Here is an 18580-nt window from a genome sequence, read left to right as displayed (position 1 = left end):
GAGGATATATACTCCTTAGCGGGTTTTCTGTCTTTCGTGGGCATTTCGTGGGCAAAAACTTAAATATTTCATCACAAAGCCTTATATATCAATGCTTTTTCATTCAATCCCTAAATTATAGCAAAATTTAGAGGCTTTTATCAATTAAACCGTTACGGTATTCATGTAATTGCGGATTGATTCGAGTGCACGGTCTGCATGTTTTTCTGCACGTTCCGCTTTTGAACGGATGCGTTCGCCAAGGTCCGGGAACAGCCCGAAATTAATGTTCATCGGCTGGAAGTTCTCACCGTCGGCTTCCGTAATATAACGCGCCATGCTGCCGAGCGCAGTTTCAGCCGGGAAGATGACAAGTTCTTCACCAAGAGCAAGTTTCGCAGCATTGACTCCAGCAAGAAGCCCGCTTCCTGCTGATTCCACGTAGCCTTCGACTCCTGTCATCTGGCCAGCGAAGAAAATATTCGGATTGGCTTTCAGCTGATAAGTCGGTTTCAGCACGCGCGGCGAATTGATGAATGTATTGCGGTGCATGACGCCGTAACGTACGATTTCGACATTCTCGAGACCCGGGATCAGCTTCAGTACTTCTTTTTGCGGTCCCCATTTCAGGTGTGTCTGGAATCCGACAATATTATAAAGCGTTCCTGCTGCATCGTCCTGGCGAAGCTGGACAACCGCATATGGCCGTTCTCCCGTTTTCGGATTTTCCAGGCCAACCGGTTTCATCGGTCCGAAAGTCAAAGTCTTCTCGCCTCTTGCCGCCATCACTTCAACCGGCATACAGCCCTCAAAATAAATCTCTTTTTCAAACTCTTTCAACGGCACAACTTCAGCTTCGACCAATGCTGTGTGGAAGCGTTTGAACTCTTCTTCCGTCATCGGGCAGTTCAAGTATGCTGCCTCACCTTTGTCATAACGCGATTTCAAGTAGACTTTATCCATGTCGATGCTGTCTTTTTCAACGATCGGCGCTGCTGCATCGTAGAAATAAAGATATTCTTCACCCGTCAATTCGCGGACTTTCTCAGCCAGAGCCGGGGAAGTCAACGGGCCCGTCGCGATGATGGTAATGCCTTCCGGAATTTCAGTCACTTCTTCATTGATCACTTCAACCAGCGGATGATTGCGGACTTTCTCCGTAACTGCACCAGCAAATTCATGGCGGTCCACCGCAAGTGCGCCGCCAGCCGGCACTGATGCACGGTCAGCGGATTCGATGATGACCGAATCCATCATCCGCATTTCCTCTTTGATGACACCCACTGCATTCGTCAACGAATTCGCACGCAGCGAGTTGCTGCATACAAGTTCAGCGAATTTGTCTGTGTGGTGGGCCGGCGTCTGTTTCACCGGACGCATTTCATACAAACGGACGTTCACTCCCCGTTTGGCGATTTGCCAAGCAGCTTCACTTCCAGCGAGTCCTGCTCCGATTACGTTTACTGTTTTTGTCATAGTTGAACACCTCTGATAATTATTGTACTTCTTCCTGGTAATCACAATTTACACAATCGATCTGAACACCTTTTTTGACTTTTTTCTCTACCAGCAAACTGCTGCATTTCGGACATGGCCGTTCGATCGGCTTGTCCCATGATACGAATTCACATTCCGGATATCGTTCACATCCGTAGAAAATCCGTTTTTTCTTGCTCTTGCGTTCGACGATTTCGCCTTCTTTACAAGTTGGGCACTTCACACCCGTATGCTTGACGATGGCTTTAGTATTCCGGCAATCCGGGAAATTGCTGCAGGCCATGAACTTGCCGTACCGGCCAAGCTTGAAGACCATCGGCGAACCGCATAATTCGCAATCTTCCCCTGCGGGTTCATCTTTGATTTGGACTTTCTCCATTTCCTCTTCCGCTACCTGAACATCTTTTTCAAAACCCGCGAAGAATTCAGCGATGATTTTCTTCCATTCCACATCCCCGTCTTCCACACTATCAAGATCATGTTCCATTTTGGCTGTAAATTCGATATTGATGATATCCGGGAAAAATTCAAGTACTAAACTGTGGACGATTTCCCCCAGTTCAGTAGGAATGAACCGTTTCGCATCCAACGTCACATACCCGCGTTTTTGGATCGTATCCAGCGTCGGGGCATATGTTGACGGACGGCCTATTCCCAGTTCTTCCAATGTTCTTACGAGACGCGCTTCCGTAAATCGCGGCGGCGGCTGCGTAAAATGCTGTTTCGGTTCAATGGCAACCGCTTTGACTTTATCCCCTTCTGCCATTTCCGGCAGGATATTGTCTTTGTCTTCCGTTTTATCATCCGTGCCTTCCACATACACTTTCATGAATCCCGGGAATTTCACTTGGGAGCCATTTGCACGGAAGACCGCTTTGCCGTTCTGCAACTCAGCCATTACCGTATCCAATACGGCAGGACTCATCTGGCTCGCTACGAACCGGTCCCAGATCAACTTATACAAACGGTACAGATCACGGGATAGAATACTCTTCAATGATTCCGGTGTGCGCAAGACGCTCGTCGGACGGACCGCTTCGTGCGCATCCTGCGATTTGGCTGATTGTTTGGCACCTGCCGTTTTCGTGACAAAGTCGGAACCATATTTTTCTTCGATGAATTTTATAGCATCCTGTTTTGCCGTATCGGAAATGCGGGTCGAATCGGTACGCATATACGTGATCAAACCGGTGATGCCTTCTTTACCCACTGAAATACCTTCATAAAGCTGCTGTGCAAGCATCATTGTCTTCTTGGCCCGGAAATTCAATTTGCGGGCTGCTTCCTGCTGCAGTGAGGATGTAGTAAAAGAAGGGGAAGGATTTCTCTTCCGCTCTTTCTTTACAACGCGGTTGACGTTGAAGGTTTTCCCTTTCATCGCAGACATGACCGCTTTGACATCCTCTTCGTTTGCCAACTTCATCTTTTCATCTGCGTTGCCGTAGAACTGTGCTTCGAATTTCTTTTTCGCTTTTTCGAATTCACCGGTAATCGACCAGTACTCTTCCGGCTCAAAAGCCTTTATTTCATTTTCACGGTCAATGACAAGCCGCAGTGCAACAGACTGCACCCTGCCTGCGGATAAACCTTTTTTTACTTTTTTCCATAATAACGGACTGATGCTGTACCCCACAAGTCGATCCAAAATACGGCGCGCCTGTTGGGCATCCACTAAATCCATATCGATTTTACGTGGCTGCTTGAACGATTCCTTTATGGCATCTTTCGTAATTTCGTTGAAGACGACGCGGCAATCCGATTCCACATCGACGCCAAGTGCATGCGCCAAATGCCAGGCGATTGCTTCCCCTTCTCTGTCGGGGTCAGCCGCGAGATAGACTTTTTTCGCTTTTTTCGCTTCTTTTTTCAAATCCTGGAGAATCGGCCCCTTACCACGGATGGTGATATAACGGGGTTCAAAATTATTTTCAACGTCCACGCCCATTTGGCTGCGGGGTAAATCTCGTAAATGTCCTAAAGATGCGCGGACTTTATACTTTTTTCCCAAATACCGTTCGATTGTCTTCGCCTTTGCGGGCGACTCCACAATCACTAAAAAATCCGACATAACTACTCCTCCTCATAGAGGTTTCTTAAACTTTTACACTTTGTATAAATAAGAAATACCTGTGCAAAATGTATAACAGTTTCAGAATGAATGCAAGGCTTTTCATTTTAATGCATGATTTCCGGCCTGAAACTGACGGTATTCCTCTACTATTTGAAGCCCGTTCCAAACCGGTTTTGCCCCATCTGCAATCAATTTATGCGGCCCTTCCGACAATTCCGCACCGATATTGCCGGGGACTGCAAATATATCCCTGCCGTGCTCGAGGGCGTGTTCAATCGTACTGAGGGTGCCGCTTTTCACTTTCGCCTCTGTTACCACAATCCCTTTGACCAGCCCGCTGATAATGCGGTTCCGCATCGGAAAATGCCATTTTTTCGGATGCATATATGGGGGATATTCGGTAATGACGAGTTGAGTTTCTTCTATTATATTATTCAATTCCCTGTTCTCTTTCGGATAGGGATGCAAAAAGCCGCTCCCAGTCACCGCAATCGTCTTGCCGCCGCAGTCAATCGCTTTTTGGTGGGCCATGGCATCGGCTCCTTTTGCAAGGCCGCTGACAATGATGAAGCCGGCTGACACAAGCTGCGGAACGATCTTATGCATCGACGTCTGCGAATAGTGGGATGCCTGTCTTGCGCCGATTATGCCGATTCGGTCTTCAGTGAGTAGATAGCCGGTATTGCCTCTCGCATACAATACGGCAGGCGGATCGATCAAATGGAATAGACTTTGTGGATAATTGGGATGGTTATAAGATATGGGGAGTATCTTATGCTTCTCATAAGTTTCAGCATACGGGGTGTTGAGAGATTTTCGGTAAGCATTCCTTAAGGCAATCGCCGCCTCCGGCATAACACCGAGCAATTGGCTTATTTCCCAGGCCGGCCTGTGTTCCAGCTTCTCCAGGTTTGGGTCATCGCCCATCAGCAAACGGATGCGATTGAGCGGTTTCGGATAAATATAATGAAGCGCCAGCAATCGGTGTTCAAACATTTTGTCCATGAAGTTCCTCCATTCTTTGTGGATGCCTGACAAGGATGAACTGCGACTTACTTCTTATAGTAGCCTTAGTGGAAGTTGGTGTAAATGATTGTTTTCAGATAATTGGATGCATTCGGTGGATCGGATCGGTGAAACCAAAAAAAGCGGAACCAGTAAAGGTTCCGCGTTTCGATCTATTAATGAGTCTTACAAGCGTCATATAGACCTTTTTCTTTGATGACTTTGATCAAAGTCTCGCCGATAACTGAAGGTGTGTCTGCAACTTCGATTCCAGCTTCGTTCATCGCTTTAATCTTGTCTGCAGCAGTTCCCTTACCTCCGGAAATGATCGCACCGGCATGGCCCATACGTTTTCCTTCTGGAGCAGTCTGTCCGCCGATGAAGCCGACAACAGGTTTAGTCATGTTCGCTTTCACCCATTCAGCAGCTTCTTCTTCAGCCGTTCCGCCGATTTCACCGATCATAACAACAGCATACGTATCTTCATCTTCATTGAAAGCTTTCAATACATCGATGAAGTTCGTGCCGTTTACAGGGTCTCCGCCGATTCCGACAGCCGTCGACTGGCCGATTCCTTCTTCAGACAATTGGTGAGTCGCTTCGTACGTCAATGTACCAGAGCGGGATACAACACCGACATGTCCTTTTTTGTGAATGTATCCAGGCATGATGCCGATTTTACATTCGTCCGGAGTGATGACACCCGGGCAGTTTGGTCCGACAAGACGTGTTTTCTTGCCTTCCATGTAGCGCTTCACTTTCACCATATCAAGTACCGGGATATGCTCAGTGATGCAGATCGCCATGTCCAATTCAGCTTCCACTGCTTCAAGAATTGCGTCAGCAGCAAAAGGAGCCGGCACATAAATTACAGATACATTGGCACCTGTAGCTTTTACGGCATCTTCAACTGTATTGAAAACAGGTACGCCTTCAACTTCAGTTCCGCCTTTGCCTGGTGTTACACCCGCAACGATTTTCGTTCCGTATTCAAGCATCTGCTTTGTATGGAAAAGGGCAGTTGACCCTGTAATTCCCTGTACAAGCACTTTTGTGTCTTTATTAATGTATACACTCATTTTTGTCCCTGCCCTTCTTTAGCCTACAAGTTCTACAATCTGTTTCGCGCCGTCAGCCATAGTGCCTGCAGCTACGATGTTCAGACCTGATTCGTTCAGCAGTTTTTTGCCCAGTTCCACGTTTGTTCCTTCAAGACGGACTACCAATGGCACTTCCAGGCTGACTTCTTTCGCAGCTTGGATAACGCCTTCCGCAATGATGTCACACTTCATGATACCGCCGAAAATGTTAACGAAGATCCCTTTTACATTCTTATCAGAAAGAATGATCTTGAAGGCTTCCGTTACTTTCTCAGCAGTGGCACCGCCCCCAACGTCAAGGAAGTTAGCGGGTGAGCCGCCGTAATAGTTGATCGTATCCATTGTTGCCATAGCAAGGCCGGCACCGTTAACCATACAGCCGATGTTTCCGTCCAATGAAATATAGCTCAAGTCATACTTGGAAGCTTCGATTTCTTTGGCATCTTCTTCATCGTAATCACGCATTTCCATAATGTCAGGATGACGTCCAAGAGCGTTGGCATCGAAGTTGAATTTCGCATCCAATGCTACGACTTGGCCATCGCCAGTGACAACCAACGGGTTGATCTCGACGATTGCTGCGTCTTTTTCGACGTAAGCCTGGTAAAGGCCAAGCATCAATTTGGCTGCTTTGTTTACAAGCTTAGCCGGGATGTTCATGTTGAATGCCATACGGCGAGCCTGGAAACCAGTCAAGCCTGCAACCGGATCGATTTCTTCATAGAAGATTCGCTCAGGTGTGTTGGCTGCAACTTCCTCGATATCCATACCGCCTTCTTCAGAGCCCATCAATGTGACGCGTGAAGTTTCACGGTCAAGGACCAATCCAAGGTAATACTCTTTTTCGATGTTGCTGCCCGCTTCGATGTAAAGGCGTTTAACTTCTTTGCCTTCGGGACCTGTTTGGTGAGTGACAAGCACTTTGCCAAGAAGTTCTTTGGCATATTCGCGCACTTCGTCCAAGTTCTTAGCCAGCTTGACGCCGCCTGCCTTGCCTCGTCCACCTGCGTGGATTTGAGCTTTCACTACGACAACATCCGTACCAAGTTCTTTTGCCGCTTTAACTGCTTCTTCAGGAGAAAAAGCAACGTGGCCTTCCGGAACCGATACGCCATATTGTTTCAGGACTTGTTTTCCCTGATATTCATGGATATTCATCTGTCATCCTCCAATCAAACATCTATCTCGTAATTTTATTGCCTCTACCATTGTAATAAAGTTGCCACAAAATGTCCACAGTATACAGCCACGCTTATGAATACTTGAAATATTCAGTCGCTTAGCAATTTGCTTTCAGCTGTTCCATCTCTGCGAATATGCCTTTAATGGGTTCAAATGTCCGCCGGTGGATCGGTGTCGGGCCATATTTATTCAGTGCTTCGATATGCTGCTTTGTGCCGTAGCCCGCGTGCTGATCAAATCCGAATTCGGGATAGTCCGCGGCATACGCATCCATGATGGCATCCCGGCCGGTTTTGGCGAGGATGGACGCTGCAGCGATCGCCAGGCTCTTCGCATCTCCTTTGATGATGGATTCACACGGAATCCCCGTATCCAGCTGCATGGCATCCGCCAGCAAAATATCCGGCGCTGGATCGAGGGCAAGTGCCGCCTGCGCCATTGAGATTTTAGTCGCCTGGTAAATATTCAGGCGGTCGATTTCTTCAGGCGGCTGGATATGCACGGCGTAACTGACAGCAATCCGTCTGATCTCTTCAGCCAGTGCATCTCTTTTCACTTTGGAGATTTTTTTGGAATCATCAAGACCGATCAGCGTCGGACAATCGTCCGGCAAAATGACAGCTGCCGTCACGACCGGACCTGCAAGCGGCCCTCTTCCTGCTTCATCAATTCCTGCGACAAGACAAGTTTTCTGCCGCTTGAAAGAAGCATCGAATTGCCGTTTCCCGTTATGGGCCTCAAGTAATTGTTCACGCTGTGCCTGCTTCCGTTTCCATGAACCCAGTAATTTTTGCACCGCTTTCCGCTCATCCTGCTCTAAATCGTCCATCCAGGGCTCCCAGGAATCTGTGCCGCTCAATTTCTCGCGTATCGCTGTAATTTTTTCCATCGTTCTGCTCCTTGCCGTTTCCCTTTTTTTATGTAAAGAAAAAAGGCTGTCCCGAATGCGGATCAGCCTTTTGTTTTGACGTGTTCACTCTTCCTCATCGACAATCATTTCATCTTTATAGTCGAATGTCACTTTGCCGAGATACTGATTCCGGATGTCACGGACAATCGCTTCAGCTGTCATTTCGTAATCGACTTCTCCGTCGGCGGCTATAAAATAACGCTTCTTGGCGATATGGTTGAACGTATTCACGATTTCTTCATCCACCTGATCGATGCCGTAGCGTTCCTGTAAACGCTCAGGATAACGCTCCTGAAGGAATTTAAGCGCATAGATCGCCAGCTCTTGCATCTGGATCACAGAATCCTTGATCGCTCCCGTAACCGCCAATTTAAAACCGGTTTCCGGGTCTTCGAATTTTGGCCATAAAATCCCGGGAGTATCGAGCAATTCAATCTCCTTGCCGACCTTGATCCATTGCTGCGCTTTTGTCACACCAGGCATATTCCCTGTTTTCGCCAGGCTTTTTTTGGACAGCCGATTGATCAATGTCGACTTCCCGACGTTTGGAATGCCGACGATCATCGCACGGATCGCCCTGGGTTTGATGCCTTTTGAAATCATGCGATCCCATTTTTCAGCCAGGATTTCCTTGGATGCTTTCGTCACCAATTGAAGACCTCTGCCTTCAAGGGAATTGATCGCCACTGCCCGCGTCCCCTGCTCTTCAAAATAGCGGATCCATTTTTTCGTTTCAACATCATCTGCCATATCCATCTTATTCAAAATGATCAACCTCGGCTTCTGCTGAATCACCTGGTCGATCATCGGATTGCGTGACGATAGTGGAAGTCTGGCATCAACCAATTCAAAAATGATATCGACCAGCTTCAATTTCTCAGTTACTTCTCTCCGGGCTTTTGCCATATGTCCCGGGAACCATTGAATCGTCATAAAACCTCTCCCTTACTTAACCATTCCCGCTTCTCTGAATGGCCAGAACACGAAATTCGTACTGCCGACCACTTCTTCCATGGGAATAACTCCGATTATGCGGCTGTCCTTACTTGCTCTGCGGTTATCTCCCATAACGAAGACTGTTCCTTCAGGCACAGTGCCTGCGTTGATTTTTTCTTCCAACGTGAAATCTTCCGTCAACAAACCGGATGCTTCTTTTTTGTATTCGTCAAGATACGGTTCATCGACCGGTTCACCATTGACATATAATTGATCGTTTTCATAAGCGATGTGATCTCCCGGCAAGCCGATGATCCGCTTGATGTAATCTTTCTCTTCAGGCGCATGAAAAACGATGATATCAAACCGTTCAGGCTGACCTATATTATAGCCGATCTTGTTGACGATCATTCGATCACCGTGTTCAAGTGTCGGCATCATGGATTCCCCGTCAACCACGATTGGCGTGAACAGGAAGATCCGGATGATTGCCGCCAAACCGAATGCAATCAATAAGGCCTTTGACCATTCCCATACTTCATTTTTCTTTTTCACTTCAGTTTCCATGCGCGTTCCTCCCTATGCATTGTGCTTTAATTGTACAAGGATACAGCGATTTAAGCAAAAAAGAAAGAGGGCGCGGACGCCCTCTTTCTGCAATGCAATCTTATCGGATTTCTTTGATGCGTGCTGCTTTACCGCGAAGGTTACGCAAGTAGTACAGTTTCGCACGACGAACTTTACCGCGGCGGGTAACTTCAAGTTGAGCAATTTTTGGCGTGTGTACAGGGAATGTACGTTCAACACCAACACCGTAAGAGATTTTGCGGACAGTGAATGATTCACTGATCCCGCCTCCGCGACGGCCAATTACAACTCCTTCGTATACCTGAATACGTTCGCGTGTACCCTCGACAACTTTAACGTGGACGCGGACAGTGTCTCCAGGACGGAAATCTGGGAGATCCGTACGAAGCTGTTCTTTTGTGATTTCTGTAATAATGTTTTGCATGGTTTTCTCTCCTTCTACAGATGCTCTTGCAGTCAATCTTTCGCCGCAGCGGAACACCGTGATCCTGTACTTCACATAAAAGTACAGACTCCATGTTATCACTGTGCGCCTTCAGATGCAAGAGTTAATCTTCATTTAATCAGTATTTTTCAAGCCGTCCAGAATCTTCTGCTGAGCTGCTGTCAATTCAACCTTTTCAAGCATATCCGGACGGCGTTCAAGTGTCCGTTTCAGCGTTTGTTCTTCCCGCCACTGATCGACCCGTGCATGATTGCCTGACGTCAGCACATCCGGAACTTTCCATCCCCGGTAATCGGCAGGACGCGTGTATTGCGGATGTTCAAGGAAACCGGTCGAGAAGGAATCCTTCATCGGTGAATCCGCATTGCCGAGAACTCCTGGAAGCAAACGGACGACACTGTCGATGACCGTCATCGCCGCAAGTTCTCCGCCGGTCAACACAAAATCACCGATTGAAATCTCATCCGTCACCAGATGCTCCCGGATCCGCTCGTCGTAGCCTTCATAATGGCCGCAGATGAAAATCAATTCCTCTTCTTTTGCGAGCTCTTCCGCTTTTTTCTGGGTAAAGCGCTCCCCCTGTGGACACATCAGGATGACACGCGGTTTGCTGTCGCCTGTCAGCGCCTCTACGGCATTGAATACCGGCTCCGGCTTCAATACCATCCCAGCACCGCCGCCAAACGGATAATCGTCCACCTGGCGTTTGTTGTCGGCGTAATCCCGGAAATCTGAAACAGCAAAAGAGACCGCCCCTTTTTCCTGGGCTTTTTTCATCATCGACTGATTGAACACACCTTCGAACATCGGCGGAAATAATGAAAGAACATTTATCTTCATTCGTTCAACAAACCTTCCATTACTTCAATCGTCACTTTCTTCTCCTCGACATCGATGTCCTTTACGACATCTTCGATATATGGAATATAATGTTTTTTGCCTGCTTCAGGAGTGATTTCCCAGACATCGTTTGCGCCAGTCTCCAGGATTTCAGTGATCTTTCCGATTTCGCGGCCTTCTTCCGTGAACACGGTGCAGCCTAAGATCTCGTGATGGTAGAATGCGCCTTCTTCCAGTTCTGTCAGGTCGTGTTCAGCGATCCGCAGATATGAATCCTTGAATTCTTCGACATCCTGGATGAATGGGTAGCCTTCAAATGTCAGCAATTCAAAATTCTTATGCCGACGGTGGCTGGCGATTGTCACCATGATCGGCTTTTTGGCGTCTTTCTTGAAAAGACCAAGTTTCATGCCGACTGCAAAGCGTTCTTCCGGAAAATCAGTGCGTGATAACACCCGCACTTCGCCGCGGATTCCGTGAGTATTGACGATTTTTCCTACATTAAACCATTCCACGCACATACATCCTTTCACTTTCGGTTTTCTTCTATATAAAATAAAAATAGTATCAATAATACGCAACCGCTTCGGCGCTTTGGACAGTGCAAAGATTATGCTCCACCGCTGCGCTCGTCGCAAAGGTGACGCCATCCGTTTTTGGCGTACCTTGGTTCCCACAATAAGCCGAGAAGACCACTCGTCTTATTGCTCCACCCGGTCCTGAGCCGCGCCTTTGCTTAGGACCACTTCTAGAGATGAAGTGAAGCAGCAAAGACTCCTACAGGCTCAGCGTAGATTTGAGCACCCACTCGGACGAAGGTCCGAGTTCGTTTCTGGAAACCACTTCAGCACGAGAAGGATTTCTTAGATATGGAGCAAAACAGCTGAGACTCCCAGGGTGACGGATGAAAAACCGTGCTCCTGCATCGCTACGCTGCTTCGTCGCAAAGACATAGCCTCGCACGCGTCGGCTAATGTCTTCGAAGCTGTTTTGCGGAATATCGGTTATTAAAAATTAATATCAGCTTTTCCAAGAAAAAAGGAAGGAACCGGGGCTCCTTCCTTTTACTTAATCCACGATATCGAGGTAAGTCTTCTTCTTATGATGATTGCCTGCTGCTGAATACACGATGGCACGGATGGCTTTCGCCACACGGCCCTGCTTACCGATCACTTTCCCTGTATCGCTTTGATGCACGGAAAGCTTGTAGACAATACGGCTGTTATTTTCGTCAGTTTCAATACGAACTTCTTCCGGATGATCGACCAGCGGTTTCACAATGGTTTCAATCAGCTGCTTCACAAGAAAAACTCCCTTACTTGTTTAATTTGTCGTTATGGAATTTCTCCATAATGCCGTTTTGAGAAAACAAGTTACGAACAGTATCAGATGGTTTAGCACCATCGTGAAGCCATTTCAACGCCAATTCTTCGTCGATTTTCACTTCAGCTGGAACTGTCAGCGGGTTGTAAGTACCTACTGTCTGGATTTGACGGCCGTCACGTGGAGCACGTGAGTCAGCAACAACAATACGATAGAAAGGAGATTTTTTAGCTCCCATACGTTTTAAGCGAATTTTTACTGCCATTTCTTAAAGCACCTCCGAATAGTTTCACACAAGATATTATATTAGCAAGCTTTAAATAGTTTGTAAAGTATTTTTTCTTAACACCTTAAAAAATTATTTGAAAAGCGAGTCCAAACCTGGCATCGACATCTTTTTTCTGCCTTTTTTCGTGTTCATTCCTGACATTTGTTTCATCATTTTCTTCATGTCCTCGAATTGTTTCAGCAGACGGTTGACATCCTGGATGGATGTTCCGGATCCGCGCGCAATTCTTTTTTTGCGGTTTGAGTTGATGATCTCAGGAGTGGTTTTCTCCTGTTTTGTCATCGAATAGATGATCGCTTCAACACGGCCCATCTGACTTTCATCCACTTTTGCATTCTCAAGCCCTTTGATTTTATTGGCGCCAGGCAGCATTTTCAGGATTTCATCAAGCGGTCCCATTTGTTTGACCTGTGCCATCTGCTCGAGGAAATCATCAAAAGTGAATGAAGACGTACGGAATTTCTCTTCCAGCTGTTTCGCTTTTTCCTCATCGAGATTGGTCTGTGCTTTTTCGATCAGCGACAGCATATCGCCCATGCCCAGAATACGCGAAGCCATGCGTTCCGGATGGAATACATCGAGTGCATCCATTTTTTCGCCCATCCCGATAAATTTAATCGGCTTCTGGGTAACAGTACGAATCGAGAGCGCAGCCCCGCCTCGCGTATCGCCGTCCAGTTTAGTCAGGACGACCCCTGAGATGCCAATCGCTTCATCAAAGCTTTGAGCGACATTGACCGCATCCTGCCCGGTCATCGCATCGACAACCAGGAAGATTTCATCCGGTTCTTTCAAAGAACGGATATCCTTCAATTCCTGCATCAGATTTTCGTCGATATGCAGGCGACCCGCCGTATCGATGATCACTGTATCCAGATGTTCCGCTTTGGCATGTTCAATCGCCTGGCGTGCAATTTCCACCGGCGAGATGTCCGTGCCTTTCGAAAACACCGGAATCGTCAACTGTTTACCAATTGTTTCCAACTGTTGGACCGCTGCCGGACGGTATACGTCTGCTGCCACCAATAAAGGTTTACGGTTATGTTTTTTACGGAGCAATCCCGCCAATTTTCCTGTAGTGGTCGTTTTACCGGCACCTTGCAGACCGACCATCATGATGACTGTCGGCTGTTTTGTCGAAAAATTGATCTTGCTTTCTTCGCCGCCCATCAACTCAGTCAATTCGTCCTTGACGATCTTTACGACCTGCTGGCCCGGCGTCAAACTTTCCATAACATCCGAACCGGCAGCGCGTTCGCTGACTTTCTTGACGAATTCCTTGACGACTTTCAAGTTGACATCCGCTTCGATCAGCGCAAAGCGGACTTCACGCATCATGTCTTTAACATCTGCTTCAGACACTTTCCCTTTGCCTTTGATCTTGGTCATCGTGCCTTGCAGGCGTTCGGATAAACCTTCAAATGCCATTCGTTCCGCCTCCTAGTCCCATTCTTTTAATTCACTGAGGAATTGATGGATATTTTCTTCAGTGAAGGGCTTTTTCTCAAATGAAGCAACAAGCTCCTGCCGCCGCTGAAATTTATCGAACAGCTGCAGTTTCGTTTCATACTCTTCCAGCATCGCTTCAGTGCGGCGGATATTATCATAGACCGCCTGGCGCGTAATATTGTATTCTTCGGCAATTTCGCCTAATGAATGATCATCCAAATAATACAGCATCATATAACTGCGCTGTTTTGGCGTCAGCAATTCCTGATAGAAATCGAATAAATAATTCATTCGCGTCGTTTTTTCCAAACCCATCATGTCTGCTCACCCCGTTCATACTACATCCAACAATACTGAAATAAAAATCAGCCGTCAAGTAATTTTACTTGTCTGCCCGTTCAGCTTCCAGCTTATCTTCTTTGTCGAGCCCTTCCGCAAACAATCCATAGACATATTTCGCCGGATCAAACGGCTGCAGGTCATCCATCTGCTCACCGAGTCCGACAAATTTCACCGGTATCTTCAATTTGCTGCGGATAGCCAGCACGATACCACCTTTGGCTGTGCCATCCAATTTAGTCAAGACAATGCCGGTAACTTCTGTTACTTCCTTGAACGTCTGCGCTTGGATCATCGCATTCTGTCCTGTTGTGGCATCGAGTGCCAGCAGCACTTCATGAGGTGCGCCCGGCACTTCCCGGGAAATGACGCGGTGGACCTTTTGGAGTTCATTCATCAAATTGACTTTGTTCTGCAGGCGTCCCGCCGTATCACAGATCAAGACATCCACGCCGCGTGATTTCGCCGCCCGGACTGCATCATACATGACTGCCGCCGGATCGGAACCCGCAGCTTGCTTGATGACATCCACGCCCACACGTTTCCCCCATACATCCAGCTGCTCGATGGCGCCTGCGCGGAAAGTGTCCCCCGCTGCAAGAAGGACCGTCTTCCCTTCATTTTTAAGGCGATGCGCCAATTTTCCGATCGTCGTCGTTTTCCCGACACCGTTGACTCCCACCATTAAAATAACAGTCAGGCCGTCCGCAAAATTGATCTCATTCAGTTCCTCGTCACCCGACTGGTAGATTTCCACCAGTTTTTCGGAGATGACTGACTGGACATTCGAGGTATCCTTCACGTTTTTGCGTTGAACTTCAAAACGCAGATCATCCATCAGTTCCAGGACCGTTTCAAAACCGACATCGGCCTGGAGCAGCACTTCTTCCAGTTCTTCAAAGAAGTCCTCATCCACTTTACGGTATTTCGCTACAAGGTCATTTATCTTCGATGTGAATCCTGTACGTGTTTTCGCCAGGCCATCTTTGTATTTTTCTGTGGATTTCTCCTGCTCGGCATTGCCGGCAAATTTATCTTTCAACTTTTTAAAGAAACTCACCAGATCACTCCTCAGTTATAGTTGTTCCTGCAGTTTAACAGAAACCAGTTTGGAAATACCTGATTCCTGCATCGTGATGCCGTAGAGGACATCCGCGCCTTCCATCGTCCCTTTGCGATGCGTAATGACGATGAACTGCGTGTCTTCACTGAATTTCTTCAAGTATTGGCTGTAGCGCACAACATTCGATTCATCGAGCGCCGCCTCCACTTCATCCAGTATACAGAACGGCACCGGGCGGGTGTTCAGGATGGCAAACAATAAGGCGATAGCGGTCAATGCACGTTCGCCACCGGACAATAAACTCAGATTCTGCAGTTTTTTGCCTGGCGGCTGCGCAATGATCTCCACACCCGTCGTCAGCAGATCTTCCGGATTGGTCAGCACCAGATCTGCAGATCCACCGCCGAACAATTCCTTGAAGACGCGCTGGAAATGCGAACGGATCGCGTGGAACGTGTCATCGAAACGCGCGGTCATTTCTTCGTCCATTTCACGGATGACTGTACGAAGGGTATCTTTCGCTTCGTTCAGGTCATTGCGCTGTTCAGTCAGGAAGTTATGGCGCTCCGACACATGGTCGAATTCTTCGATCGAACCGATATTGACCGGTCCGAGCTCTTCAATCGACCGTTTCAGCAATTTCACACTTTTGCGCACGATCTCTTCGTCGTCCGCCAGTTCAAATTCAGCAGCCTTCTCAAGCGTCATGCCATAATTCGTTTCGAGCTGCCCGAGCAGATTCTGGATCTGAACCTCAAGGCGGGTCGCTTTGACTTCGCTGATCCTCACCGCTTCAACAAATCCTTTATGAAGCCGCTGAATTTCCTTCAATTCCTGTTCAAGATTGGTCAGGCGGCCGTGATTTTCAGTACGCTCTAATTTCAGCTGTTCGACAATCTGCTGGCCAGCCTGTTTTTTCTGTGACCACTTCTTAATCTCCGAAACGATTTCCTCATCCGAATAAACCTTTGCAGCTTCTTCTGACTGCAGCCATTCGAGTTCCGTACGGATGTCAGCAAGTTTGCGGTCGCTTTTGGTTTTTCGTTCCAATAATTCCGCTTCGCTTGAAGTCAGCTGGCTGACACGCTCTTTCATAACTGCGAGACGGGATTTCTGGTCTGCGAATTTAACAAGCACGGCATCCCGTGCGTGTTCATTTTGCTGTTTGAACTGAGTCAATTCTTCAATTTTCTCTGAAGTGCCGCCAAGTTCCGCCGTAATTTCACCGAGCCGGTCCGCGGCCGATTGTTTACGGCGGGTCATGGCATCCAGATCGGAATCCTTGTTTTTCTGTTCTGCCTGAAAGACTTTGAAACGGTCTTTAGTCGTATTAAGGACAGCACTTATCTCGCGCAGGGTCATCGCACGCTCGGATTCCAGATCACGGTACTTTTCACCTTCAGAACGAAGGTCATTCAGTTTCCGCTCCGTTGCGTGTACAACTGCCTGTTCCTGCTGGACTGTCTTTTCAGCGACTGCAATCGTATCTTTCAATTCCGCAGCCTGCACCAGTAGTTGTTCCAATTCCGCTTTTCGCGTAAAGAATGATGCCTGTGTTTTATTGGCTCCGCCCGTCATCGATCCGCCGGCATTGACGATATCCCCATCCAGCGTTACAACTCTGTAGCGGTTGCCGGTGATTTTAGCGATCGCCCCTGCACCTTTCAGGTCTTCTGCAATGATGACGTTGCCCAGCAGGTTTTCAATGATCATGCTGTAGGCCGGATCATAATCCACCAGTTCAAATGCCATTTTGATGAACGACGGATGCTCACGCACAGAAGTCAGCGTATAATCCGGAATCGTTCTCGGTTTCATGACGGTCATCGGCAGGAAAGTGGAGCGGCCAGCCCTCTTTTCACGCAGGAAATTGATGGCGCGGCGCGCATTTTCTTCATTTTTTACGACAATATGCTGACTGGAAGCACCAAGTGCGGTTTCGATCGCTTTCGCATAATCCTGGTTTACTTGGGCGATTTCCGCCACTGCACCGACGATCCCCTCTAATTGCCCTTTTTCACGTGCCTGAAGGACTTCCCTGACACCTTGGAAAAACCCGGAAAAGTCAGCTTCCAATTCCTGCAAGGTCTGGATTCTGGAATCCAGCTGTTTTTGTGATTGATAGGCCTGAAACAGCAAATTCTGTTTTTTATCAAAGCCGTTTTTCAAATCAATGAATTCTTTTTCCATGTCTCTGTATAAACGGCGTTTCTCTTCCAATAAACCTTTGATCGTCTCGTATTTTTGTTCCGCTGTCTGCTTTTCCTTTTCAAGCCTGTCCAGTTCACTGCTGAAATTTTCCTGCTGAAAGGCAATCCTGCTTGTCGATTCAGACAATTGCTGCTCCTGCAGACCGATATTTTTCAGTTCGTTCCTGACCGTCGCCTGCTCGTTCATCAGCTCGATATACAGCGATTTGAACGATTCGATCTCGATTTCAATATCAGCAGGCGTTTTGCTTAGTTGGTCTTCCAGCTGTCTGATGGAATCCCTTATCTTTTGCTGTTCAGCTCTTCGTTCCTGCAGCAATTTCAGCTGTTCTTCATGCTTTTCAGCTAACAATCCATTTTCAGACAGCTCGGCTTCCAGATTTTCACGCAGCTGTTTTGCCTGCCGGTCCGCATTATACTTTTTCTCCGACATCAGTAATTTGCGGCCTTCCCATTTTTCCGTTTCGGAACTGGCTTCGATAAGGCTGCTTTGTTCAGTATCGATCTGCGCATCCAGCTGATTCAGCGTTTTGCGGATTTCAGCAACCGCCTGTTCTTTTTCAGCGATTTCCGCTGATAACACCTGTTCTTTAGCGCTTTGTGCTTCTGCATCTTCACCTAATTGCCCAAGTTCACTGTATAGACGCTCAGCGTCGAATGCCAACAGCGCGATATCCGCATCTTTCAGTTCTTCACTCATCGTCAGGTAATCCCTGGCTGTCGATGCCTGAATCTGAAGCGGTTCCATTCGGGCGTCCAGTTCATGCAGGATATCAAGCACCCTGTTCAGGTTTTCATCTGTTTCGTTCAATTTAACTTCCGCTTTTTTCTTGCGCTGCTTATATTTCAGTACGCCTGCCGCTTCTTCGAAAATCGAACGGCGTTCTTCGGCTTTGCTGTTGAGAATTTCGTCGACCCTGCCTTGCGAGATGATCGAGAATGCTTCTTTGCCAAGCCCCGAATCCATAAACAGATCTGTAATGTCTTTCAGCCGGCAATTTTGTTTATTTAATAAATAAGCACTTTCCCCACTGCGAAAAACCCTTCTCGTCACACTGATTTCAGTGTAATCAAGAGGGACGCGTCCATCCGTATTATCAAGAACTAAAGTAACTTCCGCAAAATTAAGGGGTTTCCTTGAATCGCTGCCGGCAAAAATGACGTCTTCCATCTTCCCGCCGCGAAGGGATTTTGCGGATTGTTCACCCAGAACCCAGCGGATCGCATCAGTGACATTGCTTTTTCCGCTGCCATTCGGTCCTACGACTGCTGTAACACCCGGAACAAAATCGATGCCGATGCGATCAGCAAACGATTTGAACCCCATTACTTCCAATCTCTTCAAAAACATTCT

Annotated in this window: 17 protein-coding genes; all 17 read right to left on the bottom strand. The window is 47.5% G+C overall.

Annotation, left to right across the window (positions count from 1 at the left end; genetic code table 11):
• Positions 1-144 precede the first annotated feature (144 nt).
• The 17 genes from trmFO to smc all read right to left on the bottom strand — a co-directional run bounded on the left by trmFO (position 145) and on the right by smc (position 18577).
• Positions 145-1455: an FADH(2)-oxidizing methylenetetrahydrofolate--tRNA-(uracil(54)-C(5))-methyltransferase TrmFO gene (gene trmFO / locus IQ294_RS03565; RefSeq protein ID WP_203332620.1), complete on the bottom strand. Its 1311-nt coding sequence runs from the start codon at positions 1453-1455 to the stop codon at positions 145-147.
• Positions 1456-1474: 19 nt separating this feature from the next.
• On the bottom strand, positions 1475-3544 hold the full coding sequence (gene topA / locus IQ294_RS03560; protein ID WP_203332619.1) for a type I DNA topoisomerase: 2070 nt from the start codon (positions 3542-3544) through the stop codon (positions 1475-1477).
• 102 nt (positions 3545-3646) lie between these two features.
• The gene (gene dprA, locus IQ294_RS03555) at positions 3647-4552 is read right to left on the bottom strand and encodes a DNA-processing protein DprA (RefSeq protein WP_203332618.1); all 906 of its coding nucleotides are present in this window, start codon (positions 4550-4552) and stop codon (positions 3647-3649) included.
• A gap of 176 nt (positions 4553-4728) precedes the next feature.
• The gene (gene sucD, locus IQ294_RS03550; RefSeq protein ID WP_203332617.1) at positions 4729-5631 is read right to left on the bottom strand and encodes a succinate--CoA ligase subunit alpha; all 903 of its coding nucleotides are present in this window, start codon (positions 5629-5631) and stop codon (positions 4729-4731) included.
• Positions 5632-5649: 18 nt separating this feature from the next.
• Positions 5650-6810, bottom strand: a complete 1161-nt coding sequence (gene sucC, locus IQ294_RS03545; protein ID WP_203332616.1) for an ADP-forming succinate--CoA ligase subunit beta — start codon at positions 6808-6810, stop codon at positions 5650-5652.
• Positions 6811-6931: 121 nt separating this feature from the next.
• Positions 6932-7723: a ribonuclease HII gene (rnhB, locus tag IQ294_RS03540; RefSeq protein WP_203332615.1), complete on the bottom strand. Its 792-nt coding sequence runs from the start codon at positions 7721-7723 to the stop codon at positions 6932-6934.
• An 84-nt stretch (positions 7724-7807) separates the two neighbouring features.
• A complete protein-coding gene (gene ylqF, locus IQ294_RS03535) occupies positions 7808-8677 on the bottom strand; it encodes a ribosome biogenesis GTPase YlqF (protein ID WP_203332614.1) in 870 nt (289 codons plus the stop codon).
• Positions 8678-8689: 12 nt separating this feature from the next.
• On the bottom strand, positions 8690-9247 hold the full coding sequence (gene lepB, locus IQ294_RS03530) for a signal peptidase I (RefSeq protein ID WP_203332613.1): 558 nt from the start codon (positions 9245-9247) through the stop codon (positions 8690-8692).
• Positions 9248-9347: 100 nt separating this feature from the next.
• Positions 9348-9692 (bottom strand): 50S ribosomal protein L19, encoded by a 345-nt coding sequence (gene rplS, locus IQ294_RS03525; protein WP_203332612.1) that lies wholly within the window; start codon positions 9690-9692, stop codon positions 9348-9350.
• A 135-nt stretch (positions 9693-9827) separates the two neighbouring features.
• Positions 9828-10553, bottom strand: a complete 726-nt coding sequence (trmD, locus tag IQ294_RS03520; protein ID WP_203332611.1) for a tRNA (guanosine(37)-N1)-methyltransferase TrmD — start codon at positions 10551-10553, stop codon at positions 9828-9830.
• Entirely contained in the window at positions 10550-11068 is a 519-nt protein-coding gene (gene rimM, locus IQ294_RS03515) for a ribosome maturation factor RimM (protein ID WP_349291317.1), read from the bottom strand. Before rimM ends, trmD begins: the two co-directional genes overlap by 4 nt.
• A gap of 553 nt (positions 11069-11621) precedes the next feature.
• Complete coding sequence (locus IQ294_RS03510) at positions 11622-11855, bottom strand: KH domain-containing protein (RefSeq protein WP_203332609.1); 234 nt, start codon at positions 11853-11855, stop codon at positions 11622-11624.
• A 13-nt stretch (positions 11856-11868) separates the two neighbouring features.
• Positions 11869-12141 (bottom strand): 30S ribosomal protein S16, encoded by a 273-nt coding sequence (gene rpsP / locus IQ294_RS03505; RefSeq protein ID WP_033543714.1) that lies wholly within the window; start codon positions 12139-12141, stop codon positions 11869-11871.
• Positions 12142-12234: 93 nt separating this feature from the next.
• Entirely contained in the window at positions 12235-13593 is a 1359-nt protein-coding gene (gene ffh / locus IQ294_RS03500; RefSeq protein WP_203332608.1) for a signal recognition particle protein, read from the bottom strand.
• A 12-nt stretch (positions 13594-13605) separates the two neighbouring features.
• The gene (locus tag IQ294_RS03495) at positions 13606-13929 is read right to left on the bottom strand and encodes a putative DNA-binding protein (protein WP_203332757.1); all 324 of its coding nucleotides are present in this window, start codon (positions 13927-13929) and stop codon (positions 13606-13608) included.
• 67 nt (positions 13930-13996) lie between these two features.
• Positions 13997-15013, bottom strand: a complete 1017-nt coding sequence (gene ftsY / locus IQ294_RS03490; protein WP_203332607.1) for a signal recognition particle-docking protein FtsY — start codon at positions 15011-15013, stop codon at positions 13997-13999.
• A 15-nt stretch (positions 15014-15028) separates the two neighbouring features.
• Entirely contained in the window at positions 15029-18577 is a 3549-nt protein-coding gene (gene smc / locus IQ294_RS03485; protein WP_203332606.1) for a chromosome segregation protein SMC, read from the bottom strand.
• Positions 18578-18580: the final 3 nt, after the last annotated feature.

This window comes from Planococcus beigongshangi (genome assembly GCF_016820495.1).
Taxonomy (GTDB): Bacteria; Bacillota; Bacilli; order Bacillales_A; family Planococcaceae; genus Planococcus; species Planococcus beigongshangi.
This window is presented reverse-complemented; position numbering and strand designations above follow the sequence as displayed.